This window comes from Mycolicibacterium sphagni (genome assembly GCF_002250655.1).
GTDB classification, from domain to species: Bacteria; Actinomycetota; Actinomycetes; order Mycobacteriales; family Mycobacteriaceae; genus Mycobacterium; species Mycobacterium sphagni.
Genome location: NZ_NOZR01000029.1, coordinates 24148 through 45635 on the forward strand (window position 1 = coordinate 24148; position 21488 = coordinate 45635).

The 21488-nt window shown below is 64.7% G+C and carries 19 protein-coding genes; 11 read left to right on the plus strand and 8 right to left on the minus strand.

Going from position 1 to position 21488, the window contains the following annotated elements:
• The first annotated feature begins 223 nt into the window (after positions 1 to 223).
• Positions 224 to 2851, plus strand: a complete 2628-nt coding sequence (gene dnaB / locus CG716_RS25480) for a replicative DNA helicase (protein WP_094483923.1) — start codon at positions 224 to 226, stop codon at positions 2849 to 2851.
• A gap of 151 nt (positions 2852 to 3002) precedes the next feature.
• On the opposite strand, the gene CG716_RS25485 is transcribed toward dnaB, so the two are convergent.
• On the minus strand, positions 3003 to 3362 hold the full coding sequence (locus CG716_RS25485) for a hypothetical protein (RefSeq protein ID WP_234818028.1): 360 nt from the start codon (positions 3360 to 3362) through the stop codon (positions 3003 to 3005).
• A 192-nt stretch (positions 3363 to 3554) separates the two neighbouring features.
• Here CG716_RS25485 and CG716_RS25490 point away from each other — a divergent pair, with 192 nt between their 5' ends.
• Positions 3555 to 5168, plus strand: a complete 1614-nt coding sequence (locus tag CG716_RS25490) for an arylsulfatase (protein WP_094483925.1) — start codon at positions 3555 to 3557, stop codon at positions 5166 to 5168.
• 113 nt (positions 5169 to 5281) lie between these two features.
• Here CG716_RS25490 and CG716_RS25495 read toward each other — a convergent pair whose 3' ends face one another.
• Genes CG716_RS25495 through CG716_RS25510 form a run of 4 tightly spaced genes read right to left on the minus strand, consistent with a single transcriptional unit; the run spans position 5282 to position 9567 of the window.
• Positions 5282 to 6610 carry a cytochrome P450 gene (locus tag CG716_RS25495; RefSeq protein WP_094483926.1) on the minus strand — a complete coding sequence of 443 codons (1329 nt, stop codon included), beginning with the start codon at positions 6608 to 6610 and terminating at the stop codon, positions 5282 to 5284.
• Positions 6610 to 7077 (minus strand): FAD-binding oxidoreductase, encoded by a 468-nt coding sequence (locus tag CG716_RS25500; protein ID WP_234818029.1) that lies wholly within the window; start codon positions 7075 to 7077, stop codon positions 6610 to 6612. Before CG716_RS25500 ends, CG716_RS25495 begins: the two co-directional genes overlap by 1 nt.
• Positions 7078 to 7087: 10 nt before the next feature.
• Positions 7088 to 8701, minus strand: coding sequence for a benzoylformate decarboxylase (gene mdlC, locus CG716_RS25505; RefSeq protein WP_207760776.1), 1614 nt, complete (start codon positions 8699 to 8701; stop codon positions 7088 to 7090).
• 38 nt (positions 8702 to 8739) lie between these two features.
• Positions 8740 to 9567: an alpha/beta hydrolase gene (locus CG716_RS25510; RefSeq protein WP_094483961.1), complete on the minus strand. Its 828-nt coding sequence runs from the start codon at positions 9565 to 9567 to the stop codon at positions 8740 to 8742.
• Between the two features lie 113 nt (positions 9568 to 9680).
• Between CG716_RS25510 and CG716_RS25515 the strand changes: the two genes are divergently transcribed.
• Positions 9681 to 10868, plus strand: coding sequence for a PucR family transcriptional regulator (locus CG716_RS25515; RefSeq protein WP_133067021.1), 1188 nt, complete (start codon positions 9681 to 9683; stop codon positions 10866 to 10868).
• Positions 10869 to 10882: 14 nt separating this feature from the next.
• On the opposite strand, the gene CG716_RS25520 is transcribed toward CG716_RS25515, so the two are convergent.
• The gene (locus tag CG716_RS25520) at positions 10883 to 12286 is read right to left on the minus strand and encodes an MFS transporter (RefSeq protein WP_234818030.1); all 1404 of its coding nucleotides are present in this window, start codon (positions 12284 to 12286) and stop codon (positions 10883 to 10885) included.
• 299 nt (positions 12287 to 12585) lie between these two features.
• Here CG716_RS25520 and CG716_RS25530 point away from each other — a divergent pair, with 299 nt between their 5' ends.
• The 4 genes from CG716_RS25530 to CG716_RS25540 all read left to right on the plus strand — a co-directional run bounded on the left by CG716_RS25530 (position 12586) and on the right by CG716_RS25540 (position 15809).
• Positions 12586 to 12888, plus strand: a complete 303-nt coding sequence (locus CG716_RS25530; RefSeq protein ID WP_094483932.1) for a Rossmann-fold NAD(P)-binding domain-containing protein — start codon at positions 12586 to 12588, stop codon at positions 12886 to 12888.
• Positions 12889 to 12965: 77 nt separating this feature from the next.
• Positions 12966 to 13139 carry a hypothetical protein gene (locus tag CG716_RS30370; protein WP_165774300.1) on the plus strand — a complete coding sequence of 58 codons (174 nt, stop codon included), beginning with the start codon at positions 12966 to 12968 and terminating at the stop codon, positions 13137 to 13139.
• Between the two features lie 180 nt (positions 13140 to 13319).
• Positions 13320 to 14204, plus strand: a complete 885-nt coding sequence (locus tag CG716_RS25535; protein WP_272938290.1) for an NAD(P)-dependent oxidoreductase — start codon at positions 13320 to 13322, stop codon at positions 14202 to 14204.
• A gap of 216 nt (positions 14205 to 14420) precedes the next feature.
• Complete coding sequence (locus CG716_RS25540; protein WP_094483934.1) at positions 14421 to 15809, plus strand: oxygenase MpaB family protein; 1389 nt, start codon at positions 14421 to 14423, stop codon at positions 15807 to 15809.
• Positions 15810 to 15832: 23 nt separating this feature from the next.
• Here the strand turns inward: CG716_RS25540 and CG716_RS25545 are convergent, their stop codons facing one another.
• Positions 15833 to 16228: a MarR family winged helix-turn-helix transcriptional regulator gene (locus CG716_RS25545; RefSeq protein WP_275987799.1), complete on the minus strand. Its 396-nt coding sequence runs from the start codon at positions 16226 to 16228 to the stop codon at positions 15833 to 15835.
• Positions 16229 to 16315: 87 nt separating this feature from the next.
• Between CG716_RS25545 and CG716_RS25550 the strand changes: the two genes are divergently transcribed.
• On the plus strand, positions 16316 to 16939 hold the full coding sequence (locus tag CG716_RS25550) for a TIGR03086 family metal-binding protein (RefSeq protein WP_094483936.1): 624 nt from the start codon (positions 16316 to 16318) through the stop codon (positions 16937 to 16939).
• Here the strand turns inward: CG716_RS25550 and CG716_RS25555 are convergent.
• Positions 16902 to 18428 carry a phospholipase D-like domain-containing protein gene (locus CG716_RS25555; RefSeq protein ID WP_094483937.1) on the minus strand — a complete coding sequence of 509 codons (1527 nt, stop codon included), beginning with the start codon at positions 18426 to 18428 and terminating at the stop codon, positions 16902 to 16904. The two genes, CG716_RS25550 and CG716_RS25555, sit on opposite strands and share 38 nt — an antisense overlap.
• A gap of 89 nt (positions 18429 to 18517) precedes the next feature.
• On the opposite strand from CG716_RS25555, the gene CG716_RS25560 reads away from it, so the two are divergent.
• The 3 genes from CG716_RS25560 to CG716_RS25570 all read left to right on the plus strand — a co-directional run bounded on the left by CG716_RS25560 (position 18518) and on the right by CG716_RS25570 (position 21435).
• Positions 18518 to 19144, plus strand: coding sequence for a DedA family protein (locus CG716_RS25560; protein WP_094483938.1), 627 nt, complete (start codon positions 18518 to 18520; stop codon positions 19142 to 19144).
• A gap of 63 nt (positions 19145 to 19207) precedes the next feature.
• On the plus strand, positions 19208 to 20038 hold the full coding sequence (locus CG716_RS25565; protein WP_094483939.1) for an LLM class F420-dependent oxidoreductase: 831 nt from the start codon (positions 19208 to 19210) through the stop codon (positions 20036 to 20038).
• A gap of 29 nt (positions 20039 to 20067) precedes the next feature.
• A complete protein-coding gene (locus tag CG716_RS25570) occupies positions 20068 to 21435 on the plus strand; it encodes an NAD(P)/FAD-dependent oxidoreductase (protein WP_094483940.1) in 1368 nt (455 codons plus the stop codon).
• Positions 21436 to 21488: the final 53 nt, after the last annotated feature.

Consider the following 21488-nt stretch of genomic DNA (forward strand, 5'->3'; position numbering starts at 1 on the left):
TTCTCCCCAACCCCTCAACACCACTTTCCGCAGCTATCCACAAACCACTAACAGGTTGATGAACAGGCGCGGTTTGCGGCGGCTCCAGCAACGTCTACCGTGAGCCGTCGGCGGTTGGCATCATCACCGTCGCGACGAGCACTTGTCGGGGGTGTGGGGTAGACCTCCGGTTATGCATCGAACTGGCGTTCGACAGGCTTTAGACGGAGGTGGGGATAGCCCGATGGCGGTCGTTGACGATCTTGGACAGCCCGGGATGGACAGTGCTCCTCCGTCCGAGGATTTCGGTCGCCAACCTCCGCAGGATCTCGCCGCCGAGCAGTCGGTGCTGGGCGGCATGCTGCTGTCCAAGGACGCCATTGCCGACGTGCTGGAGCGGCTGCGCCCAGGCGACTTCTACCGCCCCGCCCACCAGAACGTGTACGACTCGATCCTGGATCTCTACGGACGTGGCGAGCCCGCGGACGCGGTCACCGTGGCGGCCGAGCTGGATCGCCGCGGGCTGCTGCGCCGCATCGGCGGGGCGCCGTATCTGCACACGCTGATCTCGACGGTTCCGACGGCGGCCAACGCCGGGTACTACGCGGGCATCGTGGCCGAGAAGGCGCTGTTGCGCCGGCTCGTGGAGGCCGGCACCCGGGTGGTGCAGTACGGCTATGCCGGCGCCGAGGGTGCCGACGTCAACGAGATCGTGGACCGCGCACAGGCCGAGATCTACGACGTCACCGAGCGACGCACGGCAGAGGACTTCCTTCCGCTGGAGGATCTGCTGCAGCCGACGATGGACGAGATCGATGCCATCGCCTCGAACGGCGGGCTCTCGAAGGGCGTGCCGACGGGCTTCGATGACCTCGACGCGTTGACCAACGGGCTGCATCCCGGTCAGATGATCGTGGTGGCGGCCAGGCCCGGTATGGGGAAGGCGCTGGGCCTGGATACGCCGCTGCCGACGCCGTCGGGCTGGACCACGATGGGCGAGGTCAAGGTCGGGGACTACCTGATCGACGCCGATGGACGTCCGACGCGCGTAGTCGCGGCAACCGATGTGATGGTGGGCCGGCCGTGCTACGAGGTCGAATTCTCTGACGGCACGGTGCTGATCGCGGACGCCGAGCATCAGTGGCTAACGGAGACCAGGGCGTCGCGGAAGTCGGCGCAGTCCGCCGCGGTTGGCTACAACCGGTACAAGAGGCAACGCACGTTCGCCGCCGTTCGAACCACGCGGGAGATCGCGGAGACGCTGCGCTGCCCGACACAGGATCGCCGGCTGAACCACTCGGTGATCAATGCCAAGCCGCTGCAGGCACCGGAGCGCGACTTGCTGGTGCAGCCGTACACCCTCGGTGCGTGGCTGGGGGACGGCACGAGCGCCGCTGCGCAGATCACGGTGGCGGATCCCGAGATCGTCATGCGCATCGAGGCCGAAGGCATCGAAGCGCACAAGTCCGAGACGGCTAAGTACCGCTACTCGTTGCGCTTGCCCGCGCCGGATGCGCTTGCGGCGCGGAGCTGCGTCGTTTGCGGAGAAGCCTTCGTTCCTAACACAAGTCAGGTCCGCACCTGCGGACAGTCCTGCGGAGGCAGGGCACGATTCCTGTCCGATCCGGTGCCGGCACCGACGTGCTCGCGGTGCGGGGGGGCGTCGTGCGGACTCCAGTTGTGCCAGTCGTGCCGCAATGAGGTCGGCACCCTGCAGGCTCGACTGCGGACTATCGGTGTTCTCAACAACAAGCACATCCCTGCCGACTACCTCCGCGCCTCGGAAGCCCAGCGGCGGGCAGTCCTGGCTGGTCTGTTGGACACCGATGGAACCGTTACCAACGGTGGGGCGATTCAGTTCGCGGTCACTAACAAGCGGCTGGCCGATGACGTCTTCGAATTGATTGTCAGCCTGGGCTACCGGTGCGGACGTACGACCAAACGCGTCCGTGGGCGATCGGAAGCGAGCTCAACAGCGTTCATCCTGAACTTCTCCACCGACGACGTGGTGTTCCAGTTGGCGCGGAAAGCGCTGGCGCACAAGGAGCGCAGGGCCGGTGGTATCGCACGGGTGTCGTCGAGGTTTATCACGGATGTCCGGCCGATCACGAGTGTTCCGGTGCGGTGCGTTGAGGTCGACAACGACGAGCACCTGTATCTCGCGGGTCGCTCGATGATTCCGACGCACAATTCGACTCTGGGCCTGGACTTCCTGCGGTCGTGCTCGATCAAGAACCGGCTGCCGAGCATCGTGTTCTCGCTGGAAATGAGCAAGTCTGAGATCGTGATGCGGCTGTTGTCGGCCGAGGCCAAGATCAAGCTGGCTGATATGCGGTCGGGCAAGATGACCGACGACGACTGGACCCGGTTGGCCCGCCGTATGAGCGAAATCAGCGAAGCACCACTGTATATCGACGATTCGCCGAACCTGACGATGATGGAGATCCGTGCGAAGGCCCGCCGACTGCATCAGAAGGCGGGGCTGAGGCTCATCGTGCTGGACTACCTGCAGCTGATGACATCGGGTAAGAAAGTCGAGTCACGCCAGCAGGAAGTGTCCGAATTCTCAAGGCAGATCAAGCTTTTGGCGAAAGAGTTGGAAGTTCCGGTGGTCGCGATGAGCCAGCTGAACCGTGGTCCTGAGCAGCGAACCGACAAAAAGCCAATGCTGGCTGACCTCCGTGAGTCGGGTTCAATCGAGCAGGATGCCGACATGGTCATCCTGCTGCATCGGCCAGACGCCTTCGAAACCGACGATCCACGCGGTGGCGAAGCCGACCTGATTGTCGCGAAACACCGTGCAGGACCTACGCGTACGGTCACGGTTGCGCACCAGCTGCACTTGTCGCGGTTCACCAATATGGCGCGGTAACGGTCATCGGATGGATCGCCGACGCGCTGGGCGTTCCGGCCAGCGATCTCTTGCAGATCCTTACGGAGAGGTCGAGCGGCGCGAGCCGCATGTCGAGCGCCCCGGTCGTTGTCCGAGGGAATCTGATATGCCATTGGGCGATTCAGCCCGACTACGCCTCACCCAAACTCGGCCGGTAATCAGCCGCCTCGGCCTCGGCAGCAAGCAATGCGCCCAACTCACCCTCCTGCTGGGCAACAAACACGCCGATCACCTGCCGGCATACCTCCGGAACGCTCACCCCACGCATATCCGCAATACGTTTCAGCCCGACCAGCAATGACGTAGACACGTGAAACTGCACAGCGAACTGACCGCACGAACCATCCTCAGGCGGCAACCCCGGACCCACGACCACAGGTTCATCCACCCCGTACTCGCCCACCTCAGCACCCCGAGCTCGCTCAACAACCCCACCACCACCAACACCGTCGGCCGGATCCGGGAACTCCTCATGACTGAACAAACCCATTCCGCCCACGCTAGACCTCGCAGAATTTCCAGGTCGCCGACTAAGCGACGCCGTTCGCGAGAGACCGAGGTGTGCTAACGCCGCTGATATGGCGTAGATAAACCACAGCCAGCACGGCGTGTGGGTGCTGCCGCTGGTTGAAAACGAGATCAACGGCGGGTCTATTGGTGGGGCGTGACAGGATGCTTCAGCGTGACTCGTCCCAACTTTCTGGTCATCGTGGCCGACGACCTCGGGTTCTCCGACATCGGCGCCTTCGGCGGCGAAATCAACACCCCGAACCTGGATCGCCTGGCCCACGCGGGTATCAGGCTGACCGATTTCCATTCCGCCCCGGCCTGCTCCCCGACCCGGGCGATGCTGCTGACCGGAACCGATCACCACGTCGCCGGAATCGGCACCATGCTCGAGATGGCCGCCCCGGATTTCCGCGGCGCCCCCGGCTACGAGGGGTATCTGAACGACCGGGTCGTGGCGCTGCCGGAACTGCTGCGCGACGCCGGTTACCAGACACTCATGGCAGGCAAGTGGCATCTAGGCGACACCATCGACAGATCTCCGTGGGCACGGGGATTCGACCGCTCCTTCGCCCTGTTGCCGGCCGGAGCCAGCCATTACGGCACCCGTGGGGGCGGCGGGTTCTCGGCCGCGCCGACGATATTCACCGAAGACGATCAGTTCGTCACGGTAGGGGAGGACTTCTACTCGTCGGATACCTATACCGACAAGCTGCTGCAGTATCTGCGCGAACGTCCCCAGGGCCCGCAGGACCGGCCCTTCTTCGCCTATCTGCCCTTCCAGGCGCCCCACTGGCCGCTGCAGGCCCCGCGGGAAACCATCGCCGCCTACCACGGCCGCTACGACGCCGGACCGGATGCACTGCGCGAGGAGCGGCTGGCTGCGCTCACACGACTGGGCTTGTGCCCACCCGACATCGAGCCGCACCCGGTGGTGGCCGACGGCGCCCCCGAATGGGCGGATATGACCGACGAGGACCGCGCCGTGTCCGCCCGGACCATGGAGGTCTACGCCGCCATGGTGGACAGGATGGACTGGAACATCGGGCGGGTGATCGACTACCTCGAAGGCACCGGCGAGCTCGACAACACGGTCGTGATCTTTCTGTCGGACAACGGCGCGGAGGGAACCATCGTCGAGGCGATGCCGCTGCGCGGCGCCGGAATCGCCGCATTCGTCGCGAAACACTGTGACAACAGCCTGGATAACCTCGGCGGTCCCACCTCCTACACCTGGTATGGCCCCCGCTGGGCGCAGGCCGCCACGGCGCCGTCCCGGCTGCACAAAGCCTTCACCAGCGAGGGCGGTATCCGGGTGGTGGGCTTCGTCACCTGGCCGGGCTTTTCCCGGCAGGGGGAGATCGGCACGGCGTTCACCACCGCCATGGACATCGCCCCGACCGTGCTGGAGCTCGCCGGCGCCGAGCATCCCGGTACCGAGTACCGGGGTCGGGAGGTCGAGCCGATGCGCGGCCGATCAATGGTGTCCTACCTGTCCGGACAGACCGACGTGGTGCACGATGCCGACTCCGGTACCGGGTGGGAGTTGTTCGGCCGCCGCGCTATTCGCCAGGGTGATTGGAAGGCGCTTCATCTGCCCGCGCCCTACGGCTCGGGCACCTGGCAGCTCTATGACCTCTCACGCGATCCCGGCGAGATTCACGACCAGGCCGCCTCCCGACCCGACAAACTGGCCGAGTTGCTTGAGCTGTGGGACCGCTACGTTGAGGAGAACGGCGTGATCGTCGGGCCGGTGTCGCTCTTCGAGGTCGACGCGGAGGCGCTTTGACCGAGCACGAGCGGATCGGCATGCCCGGTTGCAGCCGGGGCGCGGACCCACTGCGGTCGGTGACAGCTCTTCGTCGAGGCTCTCAGTTGGTCAGTATCGCGGCCATGTCCGAATTAGGTTGTTTTCGGCGCTGCCGGGAGTGTTCGTTGACGAGGTGTCAGGCGAATTTGCACGCGTGAGTGGTCAAGCGTCAAGGGCAGCGGGTCGTGTGGGTTGAGTTTGACACCGGCAGCCGCGGGGCTGCGCTCACGCAGTAATGCGGTCAGTGCGCCGACGCCGAGTTGCAGCGCAAGGTCGGCTCCGGGGCATCCTTGTGGGCCGTGGCTGAAGAAGTTGAATGACCAGCAGGATTCGGCGGATCCTTCGGTCCAGGCGGTGGGGTTGAAGTGGTCGGCCTCGGGGAACCGGCTGGTGTCGCGGTGGTTAAAGGTATTGACGATCATGACTTGTGTTCCTTCGGGAACTGTCGCGCCATCCCACTCCGTGGCCCGAGTTAGGGTTCGCGCCAGTACGGGTGTGCTCGGCCACAGGCGCATGGCCTCGGATAGGCAGCCGATGAGGTAGCCGTGGCCAGTGTGTTCGTCGATTCCGTTCTGCGCCTTGGCGAGAATGACCGGGTGAGCGGCGAGCAGGGTCAGGCAGCGCCAGAGATTGATGGCCAAGGTGTCACCCATGGCGAACATCCAGTGAATGACTTGATGGGTCTGATGAGTTATGTCGCTGGTGGGTGCCGCGGCGAATTGTCCGACCAAACTGTTGGCTTCTGCGGACTGTACGTAGCGGTCCAGTGCGGCCAGGAATGTGCTGAAGAGCGGGGGGTCTCCCTTGCCTGGAGGGTTGGCTTTAGCCATAAGGGTCGAAAGTTGTGTTGAGATTTGTTCGTCGTCGGTAGCGTTGTCACCGAGGATGATTCGCCGCGAAATGCGTTGTATTGCGGAGTGAAACTGTGGCCAGTCAAGGTTGTCGGGGAGATATCGGGCTTCCTCGTGAGCGACGGTGTCGCAGCGGTTTGCGATCGCACCGCTGCCGGTGGCGCGTGCTAGGACGGCCTCGGTGAATCGTCGGCGGTCAGACCAATGGCTGCCTCGGGATATGGTCAGGGCGTGCGGCTGGAATTTGTTCATCCCTGAGCGCTTGGGTTCGGGGTCGGACGCGAATGGCTCTGGCGCGTGGGAGAGAACGAAGCGGATCTGATCGGGGCCGAAGACGAGCAGTGTCTGCTTGCCTGCCACGTTCAACCAAATAGGTCCGTCGCCGTAGCGACGATTTATTGCGGTGAGGAGTCGGTGGGCGCGGCGGGCGACACCGACTCGGTTTAATGCAGCCGTCACTATGGGCCGGCGGCTGAACAGGCCTTCGGCCAGATTGGGCAACGCCACCAGCGTGGTAAAGCGGAAGCTTTCAGCTGTGGAGGTGTGCGGGATGGCGATTGTGCAGCTCATCAGGGTTGCCTACGGACGGTGGCGTGGATATCACTGGGCAGTGAGCCATCGGCCAGCACCGCCTCGACGCTGAGTACGTGGTTGTAGGCGGCGCCGTATTTGAGAGCGTTTGGCCCACCGGCGTTTTCGACGATATTGCCGCCGATTGCTGCCAGGTGTGCCGATACGGGATCTGGTGAGAACACCAGCTTGTGTTGGGCTAGCTGCTCCATACGGTCCGAACCGGCCATGAATCCGGCACTGCAGTTCGAGGCTGCTCCGCGGGTGACCAACGAGACATTGTGTTCACCAGCAACTTTGACGATTGCGACGACTTCGTCGCGGGTGTGCGGTCGCGGCACCAGGCCGGGCTGGTGGCCGAAAATCCAACGGTCCTTTGCATTTCCGGCCAGGGTGGCGGCGTCGGTGGCTACCGCGTCACGACTACCTAATGCCGCGGCAAACGCCGATACGACTGTCTCATCCACGGGAATCCTCTTAGCTGCCGAATCCGCCCGAGACGGGTGCGGTGCGCGCGTTGATCAGGGTGGGTCGGTCGCGGTCGGCGATTCCCGCCTTGACCAACTCGAATACTTCGTCGGAACTGTGCGCTTCGTGGGCGTCGACGCCGTAGCTGGCCGCGGTTGCGACGATGTCGAGGCCGGGGATGTCGAGCCCGGGGACGTTCGGGGTCTTTTCCCAGACGCCGAATTCCTTGACCACCCCGTACTCCGCGTTGGACGCCACGACCACAGTGAGTGGGATGTTGTAGCGCGCCGCGCTCCACAACGCGGTGATCGCGTAGTGGATGGAGCCATCACCCATCAACGACACGACGGGACGATCCGGAGCGGCAATTTGGGCGCCCACCGATGCGGGCAGTCCCCAGCCGAGTCCGCCGCCGGCCGCCGACAGATGCGACAGCGGATTGCCTGGACGGATGCTTTCGGTCATCGGAATCTCGTTGCTGCCGGCTTCACTGACCCACAGAGTGTCAGCGGGTGCGGCGTAACCGACGGCCGTCCACAGATCCCCTGGCTTGAGCGGCACCTGCGCCGACACCCGTTCGGGGACCGCCGCGCGCGGCGTGGGGGCCGACCGCTGGGTGTGTTTGACCGTCGCCGCCAAAGCCTGAGCCGCGGTGCGGATGTCGGCGACTATCGCATCCCCGACCGGTGCACGGGCGGCCTCGTCGGGATCGTTGGTGATCTGGATCAAGCGCGCGCCCTCGGGCAGGTATGGCCCGGGCACCAATGGGTAGTAGCGGAACACCGCGGTCCCGATCGTCAGGATCAGATCGTGGCCGGTGAGGACCTGCGAGATCCAGCCCGCGCCCGGTGGCAGCGCGCCGTGATAGAGCCGGTGGTTCTCCGGGAATCCGCTCCAGCCGGTCAACGGGGCGGTGAAGACCGGCGCTTCGATGCGCTCGGCCAGTTCGATCACGGCCTCGTAAGCGTCGTAGCGGTCGATGTCGCCGCCGACGACGATTGCCGGTGATGTGGCGGCGTCCAATCGAGCGGCGACCTGCTCAGCCAACTCGGTCGGGAAAGCCGTCGCGTGAGTCACGGTGCGCTCACGCACCACCTCGATATCGGCGACCTGTTCGTCGGTCAGCTCGATCGGCATGTCGTCCATCGGGAGGGAAACGAAAACCGGTCCCATCGGCGGCGTAGTGGCGAGGTGGATCGCACGCGCCAGCACGGCGGGGGCTTCACTGGCGATGGCGGGCTCGGCCGCCCACTTCACGAACGGCTTAGGCGTTGTGGTGGGTTCGTGGTTGGTGAGCAGACAGTACTGGTTCTGCATATTGCGGCGCTGGTTGCCCGCGGTGATGATCAGCGGCGTCTTGTTGACGTAGGCGTTGTAGATCTGGCCTTGCGCGTTACCCATGCCGGGCGCGGTGTGCAGGTTGACCACGGCGGGACGCCGGGTGATTTGCGCGTAGGCGTCGGCCATCCCGACCGGGATCATTTCCTGCAGGCCCAGGAAGTATCGGAAGTCGTCGGGAAAGTCTTGCAGCAGGGCCAATTCGGACGATCCGGGGTTGCCGAACCAGGTGGTCAGATTGTGTGAGCGGAACAGGTCGAGGATCGCGTCGCGCACTGTGGTCATGGTGGCCTTTGCTTTCGTGTAGAAGTTGCAGATAGGGGTCAGTCGAGTTCGCCGCGCAAAGGATTCAGCGCCCAGCTCAAGGCGAAGTCGGCGACTTCTTCCCATCCCGGTGCGCCGCAGGTGAAGTGGTCTCGCTGGGGGAACAGCTTGTAGGCGGTGATCGCCGACGAGTGTTTGGCGTTTTTCGCGTAGTTCTCGTGCTGCACCGCCGGCGGGAGGATGTGGTCGCGGCCGCCGGCGATGAACAGCAGCGGCGCACGATCGTCGTTGGCGAAGTTGTAGGTGGTGGCAGCGTTGTGCGTGAAGTTGGCCAGTCCGCCCTGGAACAAGATCCGTCCCGGCACCGGGACGGCGTAACGGTCATAAGCGATTTTAGATTCAGGTTCGGCGAGGGTGTTGGTGAATGCGTAGTGAAATTCTTCGGGCGTAATGGGCACCGCGTGGTGCACGTTGGCGGGATTTTTCAGCACCGGGAACGTGGCCCGAATTTCTGAAAATGGCAGCGCCTTAATGCCTTTGACAGCAGCACCGTCGATGGACACGCCGGCTCGCCCATAACCGGCATCGAGGAGCAGCTGTACGAAGGTACCCCCGAACGAATGGCCCATCAGTATCGGCGGTTCGGCAAGTTCATCAATGATCTCGGCGAGGTGATCGAAGACCTCCCGCACCCCGAGTTCAGCCAGGGGTGTGGGGTTTTCGCGCAGTGCTGTGACCCCGGCCGGGCCGGGAGCGACACCGGGGTAGCCCGGCGTCACCACGTCATAACCGCGGGCGCGATACCGCGCCACCCAATCCTCCCACGCCAACGGTGTCATCCACAGCCCGTGGATGAGAACGATCGTCTGTACTGAACCGGTTTCCATGGCAGCCAGCATGCGGAATCAACGTCGGCACCGGCAATGATCCGCAGCCTAAAACCATCCTTGAAAATCTTGTGCCCGGGCACAACGCCGCGCGGCGTTTTACGATCCGGTACGTGCCGCAGCTATCAGCGCCGACAGTTCTCACCAACCGCGTCCGGCAACAATCGGAGGTGATCGTGGGGAAGGTCCTCGACGTGTTGCGCGACGAAGTCTCTGACTACGTCGGCCGCGACGATGATGGCAACACGGTCCAGGACAACGTCGCCGGCTACCTTGCCGAGATGCTCGACTGGATCGACCTCGGCGCCGAACCGGGCCACCAGAGTTTCGACTCCGCAATTCGTCACCGCGCCAGCCAGGGCCTGACTCTTTCCAGCCTGCTGCACGCCTTCCGGCTTGGCGCGGCCACCATTTGGGACGAGCTCGCACGTCTAGCTGACACAGACGAAATCGACAAGGAAGCGCTGATCGCGGCGACACCGTCCATCTTTGCCTGGATGAACACCAATTCGCTTCGCGCGCATGCGGTTTTCCGTGAGATCGACATCCGCGATGCACGCCGCAACGAACAGGTGCGAGCCGCGCTGCTGGATACGATTCTGTTCAACGACTCCAGCATCGGAGCAGCGTTCTGGGACGCCGTCGCCGCGCTCGGCCTCCCACGGACGGGCCAGCTGACGGTCGTCGCGGCCACAAGCGCCGAGCACACGTCGACCGGGGACTCGCCTCCCGACATCGAGACGCTGATCTCTTCGCACTCCGCAGTGCAGGACGCGTGGTTCCGCCTCGCGGCCAATTCGCAAGTCGGAGTCGTGTCACTGAGACGGAATCGCGCTGACGCGCTGGACAGCATTGCGAGCACCATCTGCTCAGACCTGCCGGTCCTGGTTGGTCTCAGCAGCCCCTTTGCCGCAATCAGTGACTGCTCGAAAGCCCGCGCCCAAGCCCAAATCGCCATGGCAGCCTCCACGAACAGCCGACCAATCACTCGCTACAACCGCGATGTCTTACCCGTGCTGCTCGCCAGCGCACCCGATGCCGCCGCGACCGTCGTGGCGACCACCCTTGGGCCGGTACTCGACCTTCCACCAGACCGGGCCGACCCTCTACTCACTACCGTCCACACCTGGTTACGCCTGGGCCAATCGGTATCAGCGACCGCCGCAGAACTGCACTGTCATCGCAACACCGTCAACTATCGGCTGCGTCGATTCACCGAACTCACCGGGCGACCACTGACCGACAATTTCTGGCTGGCCCAAGTCGCCTTGGCGCTCGAGGCCCCTCGTACTCAGAAGTGAGCCACCAGGCCGATCTACGACAGTTGACCCCCTTCAAGCGTGGTCTTCCAGCCGAACGCCAGCGCGACTGCGATAAGTGCCGCCGCCGCGGCTGAAGCAGCGATGAGATCCCAGCCGAACCGGACTGAGGACATGCTGATCCCGGACTGGTAGACCATGGTGAGGATGGCGGTGCCGAGCACTGTTCCGAGTTGGCGCGCGGTGTTGGTCAGCGCCGATCCGGATCCCCACTGGTTGGCGGGAAGTGCCTTCCCGGTAACCCCGGACAGGCTCGGAATGACCAGTCCGACACCGGCGCCGGTGAGGATCTGGCCGGGAAGGAAGTCAGCGAGGTAGTGCGGTTCGACATCGACCCGGAACAGCCAGAAGACGATCCCGGCGGCGTAGATGGCGGCACCGAGGGCAGCGATCGCCCCAGTGCCATGCTTGCTGATCAGCCGACTCGCCAAAGTCAGTGAGACCAGTACGACGACAACCGGTCCCGGCGATAGGCACAGGCCGGCCAGGGCCGGTGTCTCGTGCCAGATCGTCGTCAGCAGCATGACGTTTCCGAGCAGCATCGCGCCGAATGCCGCCGCGAACAATAGGAGGGCGACGCTGCTGGACCACATGGGGTGTACCCGGATCGCGGCGAGGTCGATGGCGGGGGTGTGGTGGCGTGTCGAGCGCCAGATGGCGAGTCCCAGGGCACCGACGGCTAGTGCTGCTGCGGCGAAGATCTTGGCGACGGTGGCATCGGCTGCGGGGATTTCGACGATGGCCCAGACGAGCGCGGCTACGCCGACGACCAGGCTCAGTGCGCCGAATAGATCGGGCACTCCGCTCCCCCCCGTGGTGACCTTGGGGAGCACCCCAGGCGCGACGGCTAGCGCGAGCACACCCAACGGCAGGTTGACGAAGAAGATCCAGCGCCAATCGAATTCGACGAGCAGTCCACCGATGGGAGGCCCGAGTGCGGCGGCCATTGCACCCACCGCGGCCCACGTGCTGACCGCGACAGTTCGCCTCTCGGCGGGCACGGCGGCCATGAGCAAGGCCAGCGAGCTCGGCATCAGCATGGCGGCACCGACGGCTTGCACGACGCGGGCGGCGATCAGCAGCGCCAGGGAGGGCGACAGGCCACAGGCCAGTGACCCGAGCAGGAACACGGTGAGCCCGGACAGGAAGATCCGGCGGTGTCCGTAGCGGTCACCGAGTCGGCCCGCCGGATTCAGGAACGCTGCGAACACGACGGTGTAGGCGTTGAGCACCCAGGACAGGGCGCCCAGGTCGGTAGCGCCGAACGCGCTGCGAATCTCGGGGAAGGCGATGTTGACGATGAACAGGTCGAGGCTTGCTAGGAACGCGGCCACCGACACCACCAACACATTGGCGGCGGTAGAGCGGGTTGGATGATCGTGCGTCGTTGTCGCGGACACGGCAGCCTCGGGTGGTTGGTCTCGATGCGGGCGCACTGGGTGCCGATGACCGGCCCATGCTGAGTACCTTAAACTATACTCAGATCCAGGGTTGTTTCGCCGGGCGCGGACTATGCGCCGCGGCGGCCAGCTGGTCAGGGCCGAGTTGTGCAGCGTGAGTGCGACGGCCAGGAGATGTGTGTCGAGGTGGTGGCGGTGGGCGTGGTCGGCGATTCGGCCAAGATCACGGACTCGACGGGTCGCCCTGCGGTGAGGTCGCGATACATGGAGGGACTGAAGATCGAGGTGCGCACTCAAGAATGCGTCCTACCGGCGCCGCAACGCTAGGCCTCGACGAGCTCGCCGCCCAGTACGCCGACGCCCTGAATCGGCCCATCACCGGCGTCGACGTACCCTACGAGCGCTGGTTGAGCCGGCTCAAGGCATCCGGGGTAGACCCACACGTCGCACAGCACATCGCCACCATGGCCCGGTTGCACCGTCAAGACCGCTACAACCGCCTCACCCACACCGTGGAAGACCTCACCGGACATCCCGCTCAGACCGTCGCCGATTACGTCCGCGAGTACTACGGACCGGTCAGTCACCGGTCGCCCTGCTGATGACGACACCACCGGCCGCGCAGCGAGACCATGCTCGGGCCCAGCATTTCCAGATTTGTTGTGCCGGAGATCATTCCGTGGCGATTCTGATCTGCCCGGGATTGGTGGTGCCGCCACACCTGGTTTCAGGCGGCGGTCTTGCCACCGTTGACGCGGATGACCTGGCCGGTGATGAAGGACGCCTGCTGATAGGCCACGAAGAGGATCGCGTCGGCGATCTACCATCGGTCCAATTCGGATCAATCAATTAGAGATTGTCCTCAACCGAAAGATGGAGCACCCTGGTGTTCGACGCAACAGCAACGGAGCCCACGTGACCATGACGACCGTGGAAGGGCCAGAAACCAAGGACTTGCTCCACCGAGTGCTGATAGGTCACGGAGGTCTGGCATGAGCCTCTTGACGATGCCCGGAACACAGGGTCGGATGCATTGCTCGTTGGCGGCACGATGACGGCCCTGCGGGTGACTGTATTGGGTACCGGGGCGATGGGCGCCGGCATGGCGCGGTCGTTGCTGCGGGAGGGGATCGAGGTTGCGGTGTGGAACCGCACGGCGGAACGGTCAGAGCCGCTGTCCGCCGATGGTGCCGTGGTCGCTCTCGATCCGGCGGCGGCGGTCACCAACGCCGACGTCGTGGTAGCGATGTTGTTCGACACGGCCGCAACCCTCGACGTCATGGCGGCGGTGCTGCCCGCCATGAAGGAGGGCGCGGTCTTCGTCCAGTGCGCCACCGTCGGCATCGAGGGCGCCGCGCAGACTGCGGCGGTCGCCGCCGAGCAGGGCGTCGCGTTCTTGGACTGCCCGGTGCTCGGCACCAAAGCCCCCGCGGAGCAGGGCAATTTGGTAATGCTCGCCTCCGGTGACCCCAGCCTGCGCGAGCGGGTGCAACCGGCGTTCGACGCGATGAGCTCCAAGACCATCTGGGTGGGCGATGAGCTCGGCCTCGGGTCGAAGCTCAAGCTGGTCTGCAACGCGTGGATTGGCGCACTGGCCGCCGCCGTCGGCCAGTCGTTCGCGCTCGCCAAGGGGCTTGGCCTGGACCAACGATTGATGCTCGACGCGCTCGACGGGGCCGCGGCGGGCTCGCCATACCTACAGGCGAAGGGCAGGGCGATCATCGAGTCGTCATATGCCCCGCAGTTCAGCGTCGACGGAGTCATCAAGGACACCGGGCTGATCAAGGACGCGATCGTCGCGTCGGGGCTGTCGACGGTTCTCGTCGACGGCGTCCTCGGCGCCTTCGACGCCGCCAGCGAGGCCGGCCACGGTCACGACGACATGGCCGCGGTCTACTTCGGATTTCACCGTGGTTGATGGGGGTTCACGGCCACTACGTCAACCTGTGAGTTCACGGCACGAAGCAGGCCGGCGCAGCGGACTTCGGCGGTGCACCCGGGTAGCAGGCCACCTGCCACTTCGAGACGGCAGCGCTCTGGCGCCGCCCGGATGAAACCGGAAACCCCCGTTCCCAAATAGTTGTATCCGCGATAACGTCGCGGTATTGCCCGCGCTTGCAGATGGGGTCGCTTCATGACGGTGACTGGTGAACGTCCAGAGATCCTCCTCGAGGACGTCGACTTCAATCGGCGCGATCACCCCGACCGGCCACTGCGGCCGATCCCGCCCGGTCGTGACCACTTCGCTGACCAGTGGCGTCACATGCGCGAGTTCATGTTCGGCGAGTGGATCGACACCGGCAAAGAGCTTGAGCCCAGCGATCTCACGCGCCTGCGCGACGACTATTTCTGGCAGCGCGACGAACTCATGATCGGCGTGGTCGAGGCGTTCGAGCGCCTTGGTCATGAGCAGGGTCGCGCGCTGTTCGAGCAGGCGTTGGCCCAGGGCATCGACACCCTCGAGGATCCCCCACGCGAATTCGTCGAACTCTTCGAGCACTTGGATCAGCTGCCAGCCCAGTTCGACCTCGTCGCCGCCGAGCGAGGCCGCATGCTGGCGATGTCGAGCACGTTCGCCGCCACAACCATCATCCGCGGGTGGGCGTTCTACGAGACCGCGATGACCGGGGATATCTCTGCGGCCACCGGTGCCACAGGCCGATTCGCAGACGACGGCCCGCGCCGCTTCATCGAAACAGCCCGGGTATTCGCAGAATTCACGCTGCCAGACATCTTCGACCGGCATTCGGAAGCATTCCAGGACGTGGTGCGGGTGCGGTTGATGCACGCGCTGGCCAGTCGTGGGTTGCGGCGGAAGTGGGGTGACGACGTCTATCTCAAGTTCGGCGAACCCATTCCCGTGACGTCGTTGCTGGGATTCGGCAGCGGCATGTTGCTCGGACGTCTCGTCGACCATGCCTTCGGGCGCAAGCTGACCCCACAACAGCTCGAGGATCTCGCCGAGTATTCCTCCTTTTCCGGGCGGTTGTGGGGAGCCCCTGAACTGCTCCATTCGGCCAACGGCCTGGAGCTGATCAGATCGCTGAATTATGTTCTCGCCAGGGGCGGTAACCCATCCCCGTGGCGTGCTGAACTCGTGGACGCAATTGCCGGTCCCGCGCACGTGACGACCCTGACCGAGGCGCTGCCCGGCTTGGCCAAGAAGATCGCTTCCCGGTACGCCAACCAGATCACTGCCAGCATCGCCCTGGCGCCGGCCGGAGTCGTGTTCGGATACAAGCAGATTGAGGCCATGGTCGCGGGCACCCTGTTTGAACCGCTGGGCTACAACTTCGAACGTCGGGTGCGCTACTTCGCGAACCTCACCAAGCTCAACGTCGGTATCGCCATGGTGGCCGACAGAGTGCCGTGGACCAACCCCATCCGTGAGCGCAGGAAGAAGAGCGGTGCCGCCGCGCGCGAGCGGATCGCCATGCTGAACAAGATCGCCCGCGGTCGGCATATCCCGCTGACCTACACCCACCACGACCGCTCGACAGCAGGAAAGGGCTTCACCGGCTAACCCGTCGTCGGGCGACCCATGCCTCAGGTCGGTTCGCCAGCCGACAATCGACTCAGCACCCGCAGAAAAGTGCGGCGCTCCTCGGCATCGAGCACACCCAGCCAGTGTTCCTCGCCGCGCTGAATCTCGGCCTGCACCGCGTTCTTCACCGCGCGGCCGGCCTCGGTGATCGCCAGCAGCCGCACTCGTCGGTCGTCGGGATCGGGCCTCCGCTCGATCAGGCCGCGCTGCTGCAGCTCATCGAGATCGCGGATGATCCGCGTCTTGTCGGCTCCGATCGTCGCGGCCAGCGCCGCCTGGGTCCGCATCGGCGCCGCGTCCAGCGCCGACAGCACGACATAGCCCCACATCGACACCTCGTGGGCCGCCAGTACCGGCTCCTCGGCCGCGATCAGCTCGCGCAGCAGCGGAGCGAGCATCGCCGCGAGATCGGGGCGCCGGGGTTTATCCGCCACCGCGACATCATAGGCATTGCATTATAGTGTGCAAAAGCTTACCGTAAGCATATGCTTATGAAAGAACATGGCATCGCCGTCATCACTTCGATCGAACTCGTCGACACCGTTCGTCCCACCGACCTCGATCGCCCAACACCCTGCACCGGTTGGGATCTCGCAGATCTCCTCGCCCACATGACCGTCCAGCACCGCGGATTCGCCGCCGCCGCGAGAGGACACGGCGCCGACCTCGGCAACTGGCGGGTGGAGACCGTCGTCGACGCGGTGCGCGAGGACCCGGCACTTGCCTACGCTCACGCGGCCAATGACGTGCTTGAAGCCTTCTGGGCGGTCAAGGACAACATTCCCTTCGCACTCCCAGAATTCGGTGACAACGCCGTCTTCCCCGCTCAGATCGCGATGGGGTTCCACTTCGTCGACTACGTCGTCCACGGCTGGGACGTCGCCGCCGCACTGGGGGTCGACTACCAACTACCTGCTGGTGTCCTCGCGACTGCTCTGCCGATAGCGCTCGCGGTGCCCGGCGGCGAGGTCCGTATGCTCGAGGCCGTTCCGTTCGGCCCGGAGATTGAACAAGTCACCGGGGCAGGGGATTTCGACCGCGTCCTGCGCCACCTGGGCCGCAAACCCGAATTCACGAACCGCGAAACTTCCGGTACAACGCCCCGATAAGCGAGTGCCGAAGCGGCCACATCACCACTGACTCGACGAGCGTGAACGCGCTCTCTGCTATCGAGGGCGGCACATGATCGGGATCCATCAGGTCGTTCTCCGCGAAGGGGCTCGCGTCCGCGGCCACCATCGTGTCCGTCAGTGCACGCAATGAACGCCCCGTGCCGCGCAGCGCTTCCGCGGCGTGCAGGAAGCTTCGACCAGATCCCATCGCATCGCGGAATTCGTCGACCGACACGCCAAGGTGCTCGGATACGAGACTGTCTCGTATCCAAAGGATTTCGCGCTGCACCGCCGCGCAGTCAGTCCCGCCCACAGCCTCGATCGCGATATCGCATTCGCTGTCGAACCCCAGCGACCTGTTGTTGAAATTGGAGGATCCGATGCGAAGCAGCCGGTCATCGATGACGATGACCTTCGAGTGCACGTAGACCGGCACACCCCTACCTGCGACCGGCCAATAAACAGCCAGCCGGCCATAAGAGTCCGCTTCGTTGAGCATCCGCAAGAGCAGTCCCCGGGCGCTGTCCATCGATTCTTGTTCCAACCGGCTCTCGGAGCTGCGCGGCAGGATCATCACGACTTCGGGACCGTCCGCCTCGCGCAGCCGGTCCGCGATGGCCTCAGCGATACCCCGCGCCGCGAAGTATTGATTCTCCAGATAGATCACGTCGCGAGCGGCTGCTATCGCCGCGAGATCGAGTGACTCGACTTCGCGGACCTCGCTGCGCCCAGACAGCGCGGGAAGTGTTCGTGCCAAACCGATCTCGACATTGCGCAGCCCAGGGCGCAGCCCATCAGGCCAGGCCGCTGGTGGGGGATCCAGCGTCGGCAATACTCGCCCGGTTGCTGCCTCCCACCGGTCCCGCGCCTGCTCCGCAAGCATCTCCGCGGCGGCACCGTCCACCGCAGCAACAACCTCGTGCCGCGGTCCGTATGCAGCACCGGGTCCGCTCCGGCGAGGATCTTCGGGACGATGCTCGGAGGTATCCCACCGCCCGAGGGTCAAGTCCATGCCACCGCAGAACGCCATAGTGTCGTCGACAACCACAATCTTCTGATGATGCACCGCACCGGTCGGATGGGCGCCATCGACAGCGAAATGCAAACGTGCCGAGGTGAGTTGATTCAACAGGCTCACCGGCGCAACCCCGAACCAAAATCCATCGAACGCTGGGAGCAGACGAAGGTTCGACTTCAACAAATACACCTCGAGGGCGGGCCGCCTCCACAGCAGCCAGTGCATGAACAAGCCGAGGTGGTTCGGACCCTCCAGCGTCGTCTCGCCACGTTCGAAGGCGGTCCGGTAATCCAGATCCCAGCCGATGACGATGATCCGATTGCGGGCGCCCGACATGGCGGCCTTCACATGCCGCAGGTAGTCGGCGCCATCGATAATCGGGGCGAACCGATCGGCTCGCGCCGAACGCCAACAGGTGTCACCCGGCACCAGCAGCGGCTTCGCGCCTGCTAAGTCATCGGTGCCCACTGATGCGATCTTTCCCTATATCCACACCATCCGGGCTGTCCCGTGTCCCCGATTGTGTGGGCATTCACGCTGGCGGGAATCGTGTGGGGGTGACCGCACAACTGCCCGGGGTACTGCACTCCATTGCTCCGATCCTGGACCGATATGGATACCTCGCCGTGGTGGGCATCGTCGGTGTCGAAGGTTTCGGCATCCCAGCGCCAGGGCAGACGATCCTCATCGTGGGTGGCGTCTACGCGGCGTCCGGACAGCTCAGCCTGAGCGCCGTTATCGCGTGCGGCATATTGGCCGCAGTGGTCGGCGACAACATCGGCTATGCGATCGGGCACTTCGGAGGTCGTCCGCTGGTGCTGCGATACGGACGATATGTGTTCCTCACCGAGGGCCGGCTACAGCACGTTGAGGAATTCTTCCGCCGCCACGGCAATATCGTGGTGCCGGTGGCGCGGTTCATCGACGGCCTAAGGCAATTCAACGGTGTGGTCGCGGCTTTGGCAGGGATGCCGTGGTGGCGGTTTTTCACCTACAACGTGATCGGCGCCGTCGTGTGGGTGATTCTGTGGGTGCTCGTCGGGAACTTTGCGGGCAACCGCGTCGCGGCGGTGTATGACGTCGTCGAGCGCTACCAGAATTACCTTCTGATCGGTCTCGGCTTCGCGCTGGCCGTGTGGATGGTGTGGTGGATCGTGCGACGCCGGACCTCCGACGGCGACTGATCGGGCTGATCGACGAATTCTCTTCCGGCCGCCGCTAATCCGCACCGGCAGTAGGCTGATGAGATGCAATTCGGCATCTCCACCTTCGTCAACGACGACACCATCGACACCGTGACACTTGCCCGCGCGATCGAAGAGCGAGGCCTTCACTCGTTGACGATCGCCGAGCACACGCACATCCCCGCCAGCCGGCAGTCTCCGTACCCGATGGGCGGTGAACTGCCGTCCATCTATTACCGCACTCTGGACCCGTTCGTGACACTCGCCGCCGCCGCGGCCGTCACCTCCAGCATCGAGTTGATCACCGGTATCGCGCTGCTCATTCAGCGTGACCCGATCATCACGGCCAAGGAGGCGGCCAGCATCGACCTGATCTCCGGCGGCCGGTTCGCATTGGGCGTCGGCGCGGGCTGGAACATCGAGGAGCTGCGCGATCACGGCACCGACCCGAAGACGCGCGGCGCGCTGATGGACGAGCGCATCGAAGCCATCAAGGTGCTGTGGACTGAGGAGCCCGCCGAATTTCACGGCAAATTCGTCGACTTCGACCCGGCGTATCTGCGCCCCAAGCCGGTTCAGAAGCCGCACCCGACGATCTACATCGGCGGCGATTCCGACGCCACCGTCCGGCGGGTGATCCAGCACGAGGCCGGCTGGATCTCCAACCCGTCTCCCGTCGAGCACCTGACCCAACGGATCGAGCAGATGCGCGCGGGAGCCGGCCATGAGATTCCGCTGACGACGTTCGGCACACCGATCGACCTGGACTACTGGCGCGCCCTGGACGGACTGGGATACCGCCTGGTGAACCTGCTGCTGCCGACGAAGCCGCGGGACGAATCTCTGCGACTGCTCGACGAGTACGCGGCGAAGGTTGCGGAGTACCGCGGCTAGACCACCGCGGAACAGGGTAGAAAGCGTTCATGAGCAGCAGACCCAAAGTAATCATCATCGGCGGCGGGTTCGGCGGCTTGTTCTGCGCTCGCCGCTTCCAAAACATCGGTGTCGACGTCACTCTGCTGGATCGCGCGGCGTGCCACGTGTTCCAACCGCTGCTGTACCAATGCGCGACGGGGACGCTGAGCATCGGGCAGATCAGCCGGTCGCTGCGCGAAGAACTCGAGCGCCATCGCAATGTCACCACTCTGCTCGGTGAGGCTATCGAGCTCGATCCCGTCGCCCGCCGGATCACGGCCCGTCGTCCCTGCGAAACGACATTCGACCTCGAGTACGACTACCTGGTGATCGCCGCCGGGATGCGCCAGTCGTACTTCGGCAAGGAGCAATACGCGGAGTGGGCGCCCGGGATGAAGACCCTCGATGACGCGCTCAACGTGAGACGGCGGGTCTTCGCGGCGTTCGAGATCGCCGAGACGCTGCCGCCCGGGCCAGAACGCGACGAGTGGCTGACCTTCGCGGTCACCGGCGCGGGGCCCACCGGCGTCGAATTGGCAGGACAGATACGGGAATTGGCGACGCGGTCGCTGGCCAACGAGTTCCACAGCATCCAGCCCGAAGAGGCGCGGGTGCTGTTGTTCGACGGCGGCGACCGGGTGCTCAAGGCCTTCGCCCCGGCCCTGGCCCATCGGGCGCAGCGGGTCCTGGAGAAGTTGGGTGTGGAGCTGCACCTGGGTGTACACGTCACCGATGTCCGGAGCGACGGCGTGACCGTGAGTTCGAAAGCCGACGGCACCTCTCAAGATTTCGCTACCCGCACCGTGCTGTGGACGGCCGGCGTCGAGGCAGTGCCGTTCGCGCGGCACGCCGCCGAGATGCTGGGCGCCAAGACCGACCACTCCGGCCGCATCTCAGTGGACGCCGACCTGTCGGTGCCCGGGCACCCCGAGGTGTTCGTCATCGGTGACCTGGCCGGTCGCGACGGCCTGCCCGGGGTCGCCGAGAACGCCATGCAGGGTGGCCTCCACGCCGCCGCGGCCATCAAAAGCGACCTCAAAGGAACCGGCCGGAAAGACTTCCGCTACCGCGACCTGGGATCGGCGGCCTACATCAGCCGCGGCCACGCACTGCTACAGGCCGGCCCGGTCAAGCTCACCGGGTTTCTGGGCTGGCTGGGCTGGGGTTTCATCCACATCGCATTCCTCACCGGGGTGCGCAACCGCTTCAGCACCGTTGCGACGTGGCTGGCCACCATCGCGCGGGCGGACCGCAGCGACCGCTCCTTCATCCTGGGCGGGTCGGGCCACCCAGGGGAGCCCTACACCTGGGGAACGCCGGTGCATGGGGGTTACGACTTAACCGGCGGCGACCAGGGCGACGACAAGACGGCCTAGCGCGACCGGGTTCCCAGTGTTGTGGAGTACGGTCCCGTGTCGTACTGTCAACC

Coding starts and splice junctions, on each gene's coding strand:
- CG716_RS25550 (WP_094483936.1), top strand. CDS start 16,316: ATGCTTATGAAAGAACATGGCATCGCCGTCATCACTTCGATCGAACTC.
- CG716_RS25485 (WP_234818028.1), bottom strand. CDS start 3,362: ATGGGTTTGTTCAGTCATGAGGAGTTCCCGGATCCGGCCGACGGTGTT.
- CG716_RS25570 (WP_094483940.1), top strand. CDS start 20,068: ATGAGCAGCAGACCCAAAGTAATCATCATCGGCGGCGGGTTCGGCGGC.
- CG716_RS25565 (WP_094483939.1), top strand. CDS start 19,208: ATGCAATTCGGCATCTCCACCTTCGTCAACGACGACACCATCGACACC.
- CG716_RS25545 (WP_275987799.1), bottom strand. CDS start 16,228: ATGCTCGCTCCGCTGCTGCGCGAGCTGATCGCGGCCGAGGAGCCGGTA.
- CG716_RS25510 (WP_094483961.1), bottom strand. CDS start 9,567: ATGGAAACCGGTTCAGTACAGACGATCGTTCTCATCCACGGGCTGTGG.
- CG716_RS25530 (WP_094483932.1), top strand. CDS start 12,586: ATGCGTCCTACCGGCGCCGCAACGCTAGGCCTCGACGAGCTCGCCGCC.
- CG716_RS25540 (WP_094483934.1), top strand. CDS start 14,421: ATGACGGTGACTGGTGAACGTCCAGAGATCCTCCTCGAGGACGTCGAC.
- mdlC (WP_207760776.1), bottom strand. CDS start 8,701: ATGACCACAGTGCGCGACGCGATCCTCGACCTGTTCCGCTCACACAAT.
- CG716_RS25495 (WP_094483926.1), bottom strand. CDS start 6,610: ATGAGCTGCACAATCGCCATCCCGCACACCTCCACAGCTGAAAGCTTC.
- dnaB (WP_094483923.1), top strand. CDS start 224: ATGGCGGTCGTTGACGATCTTGGACAGCCCGGGATGGACAGTGCTCCT.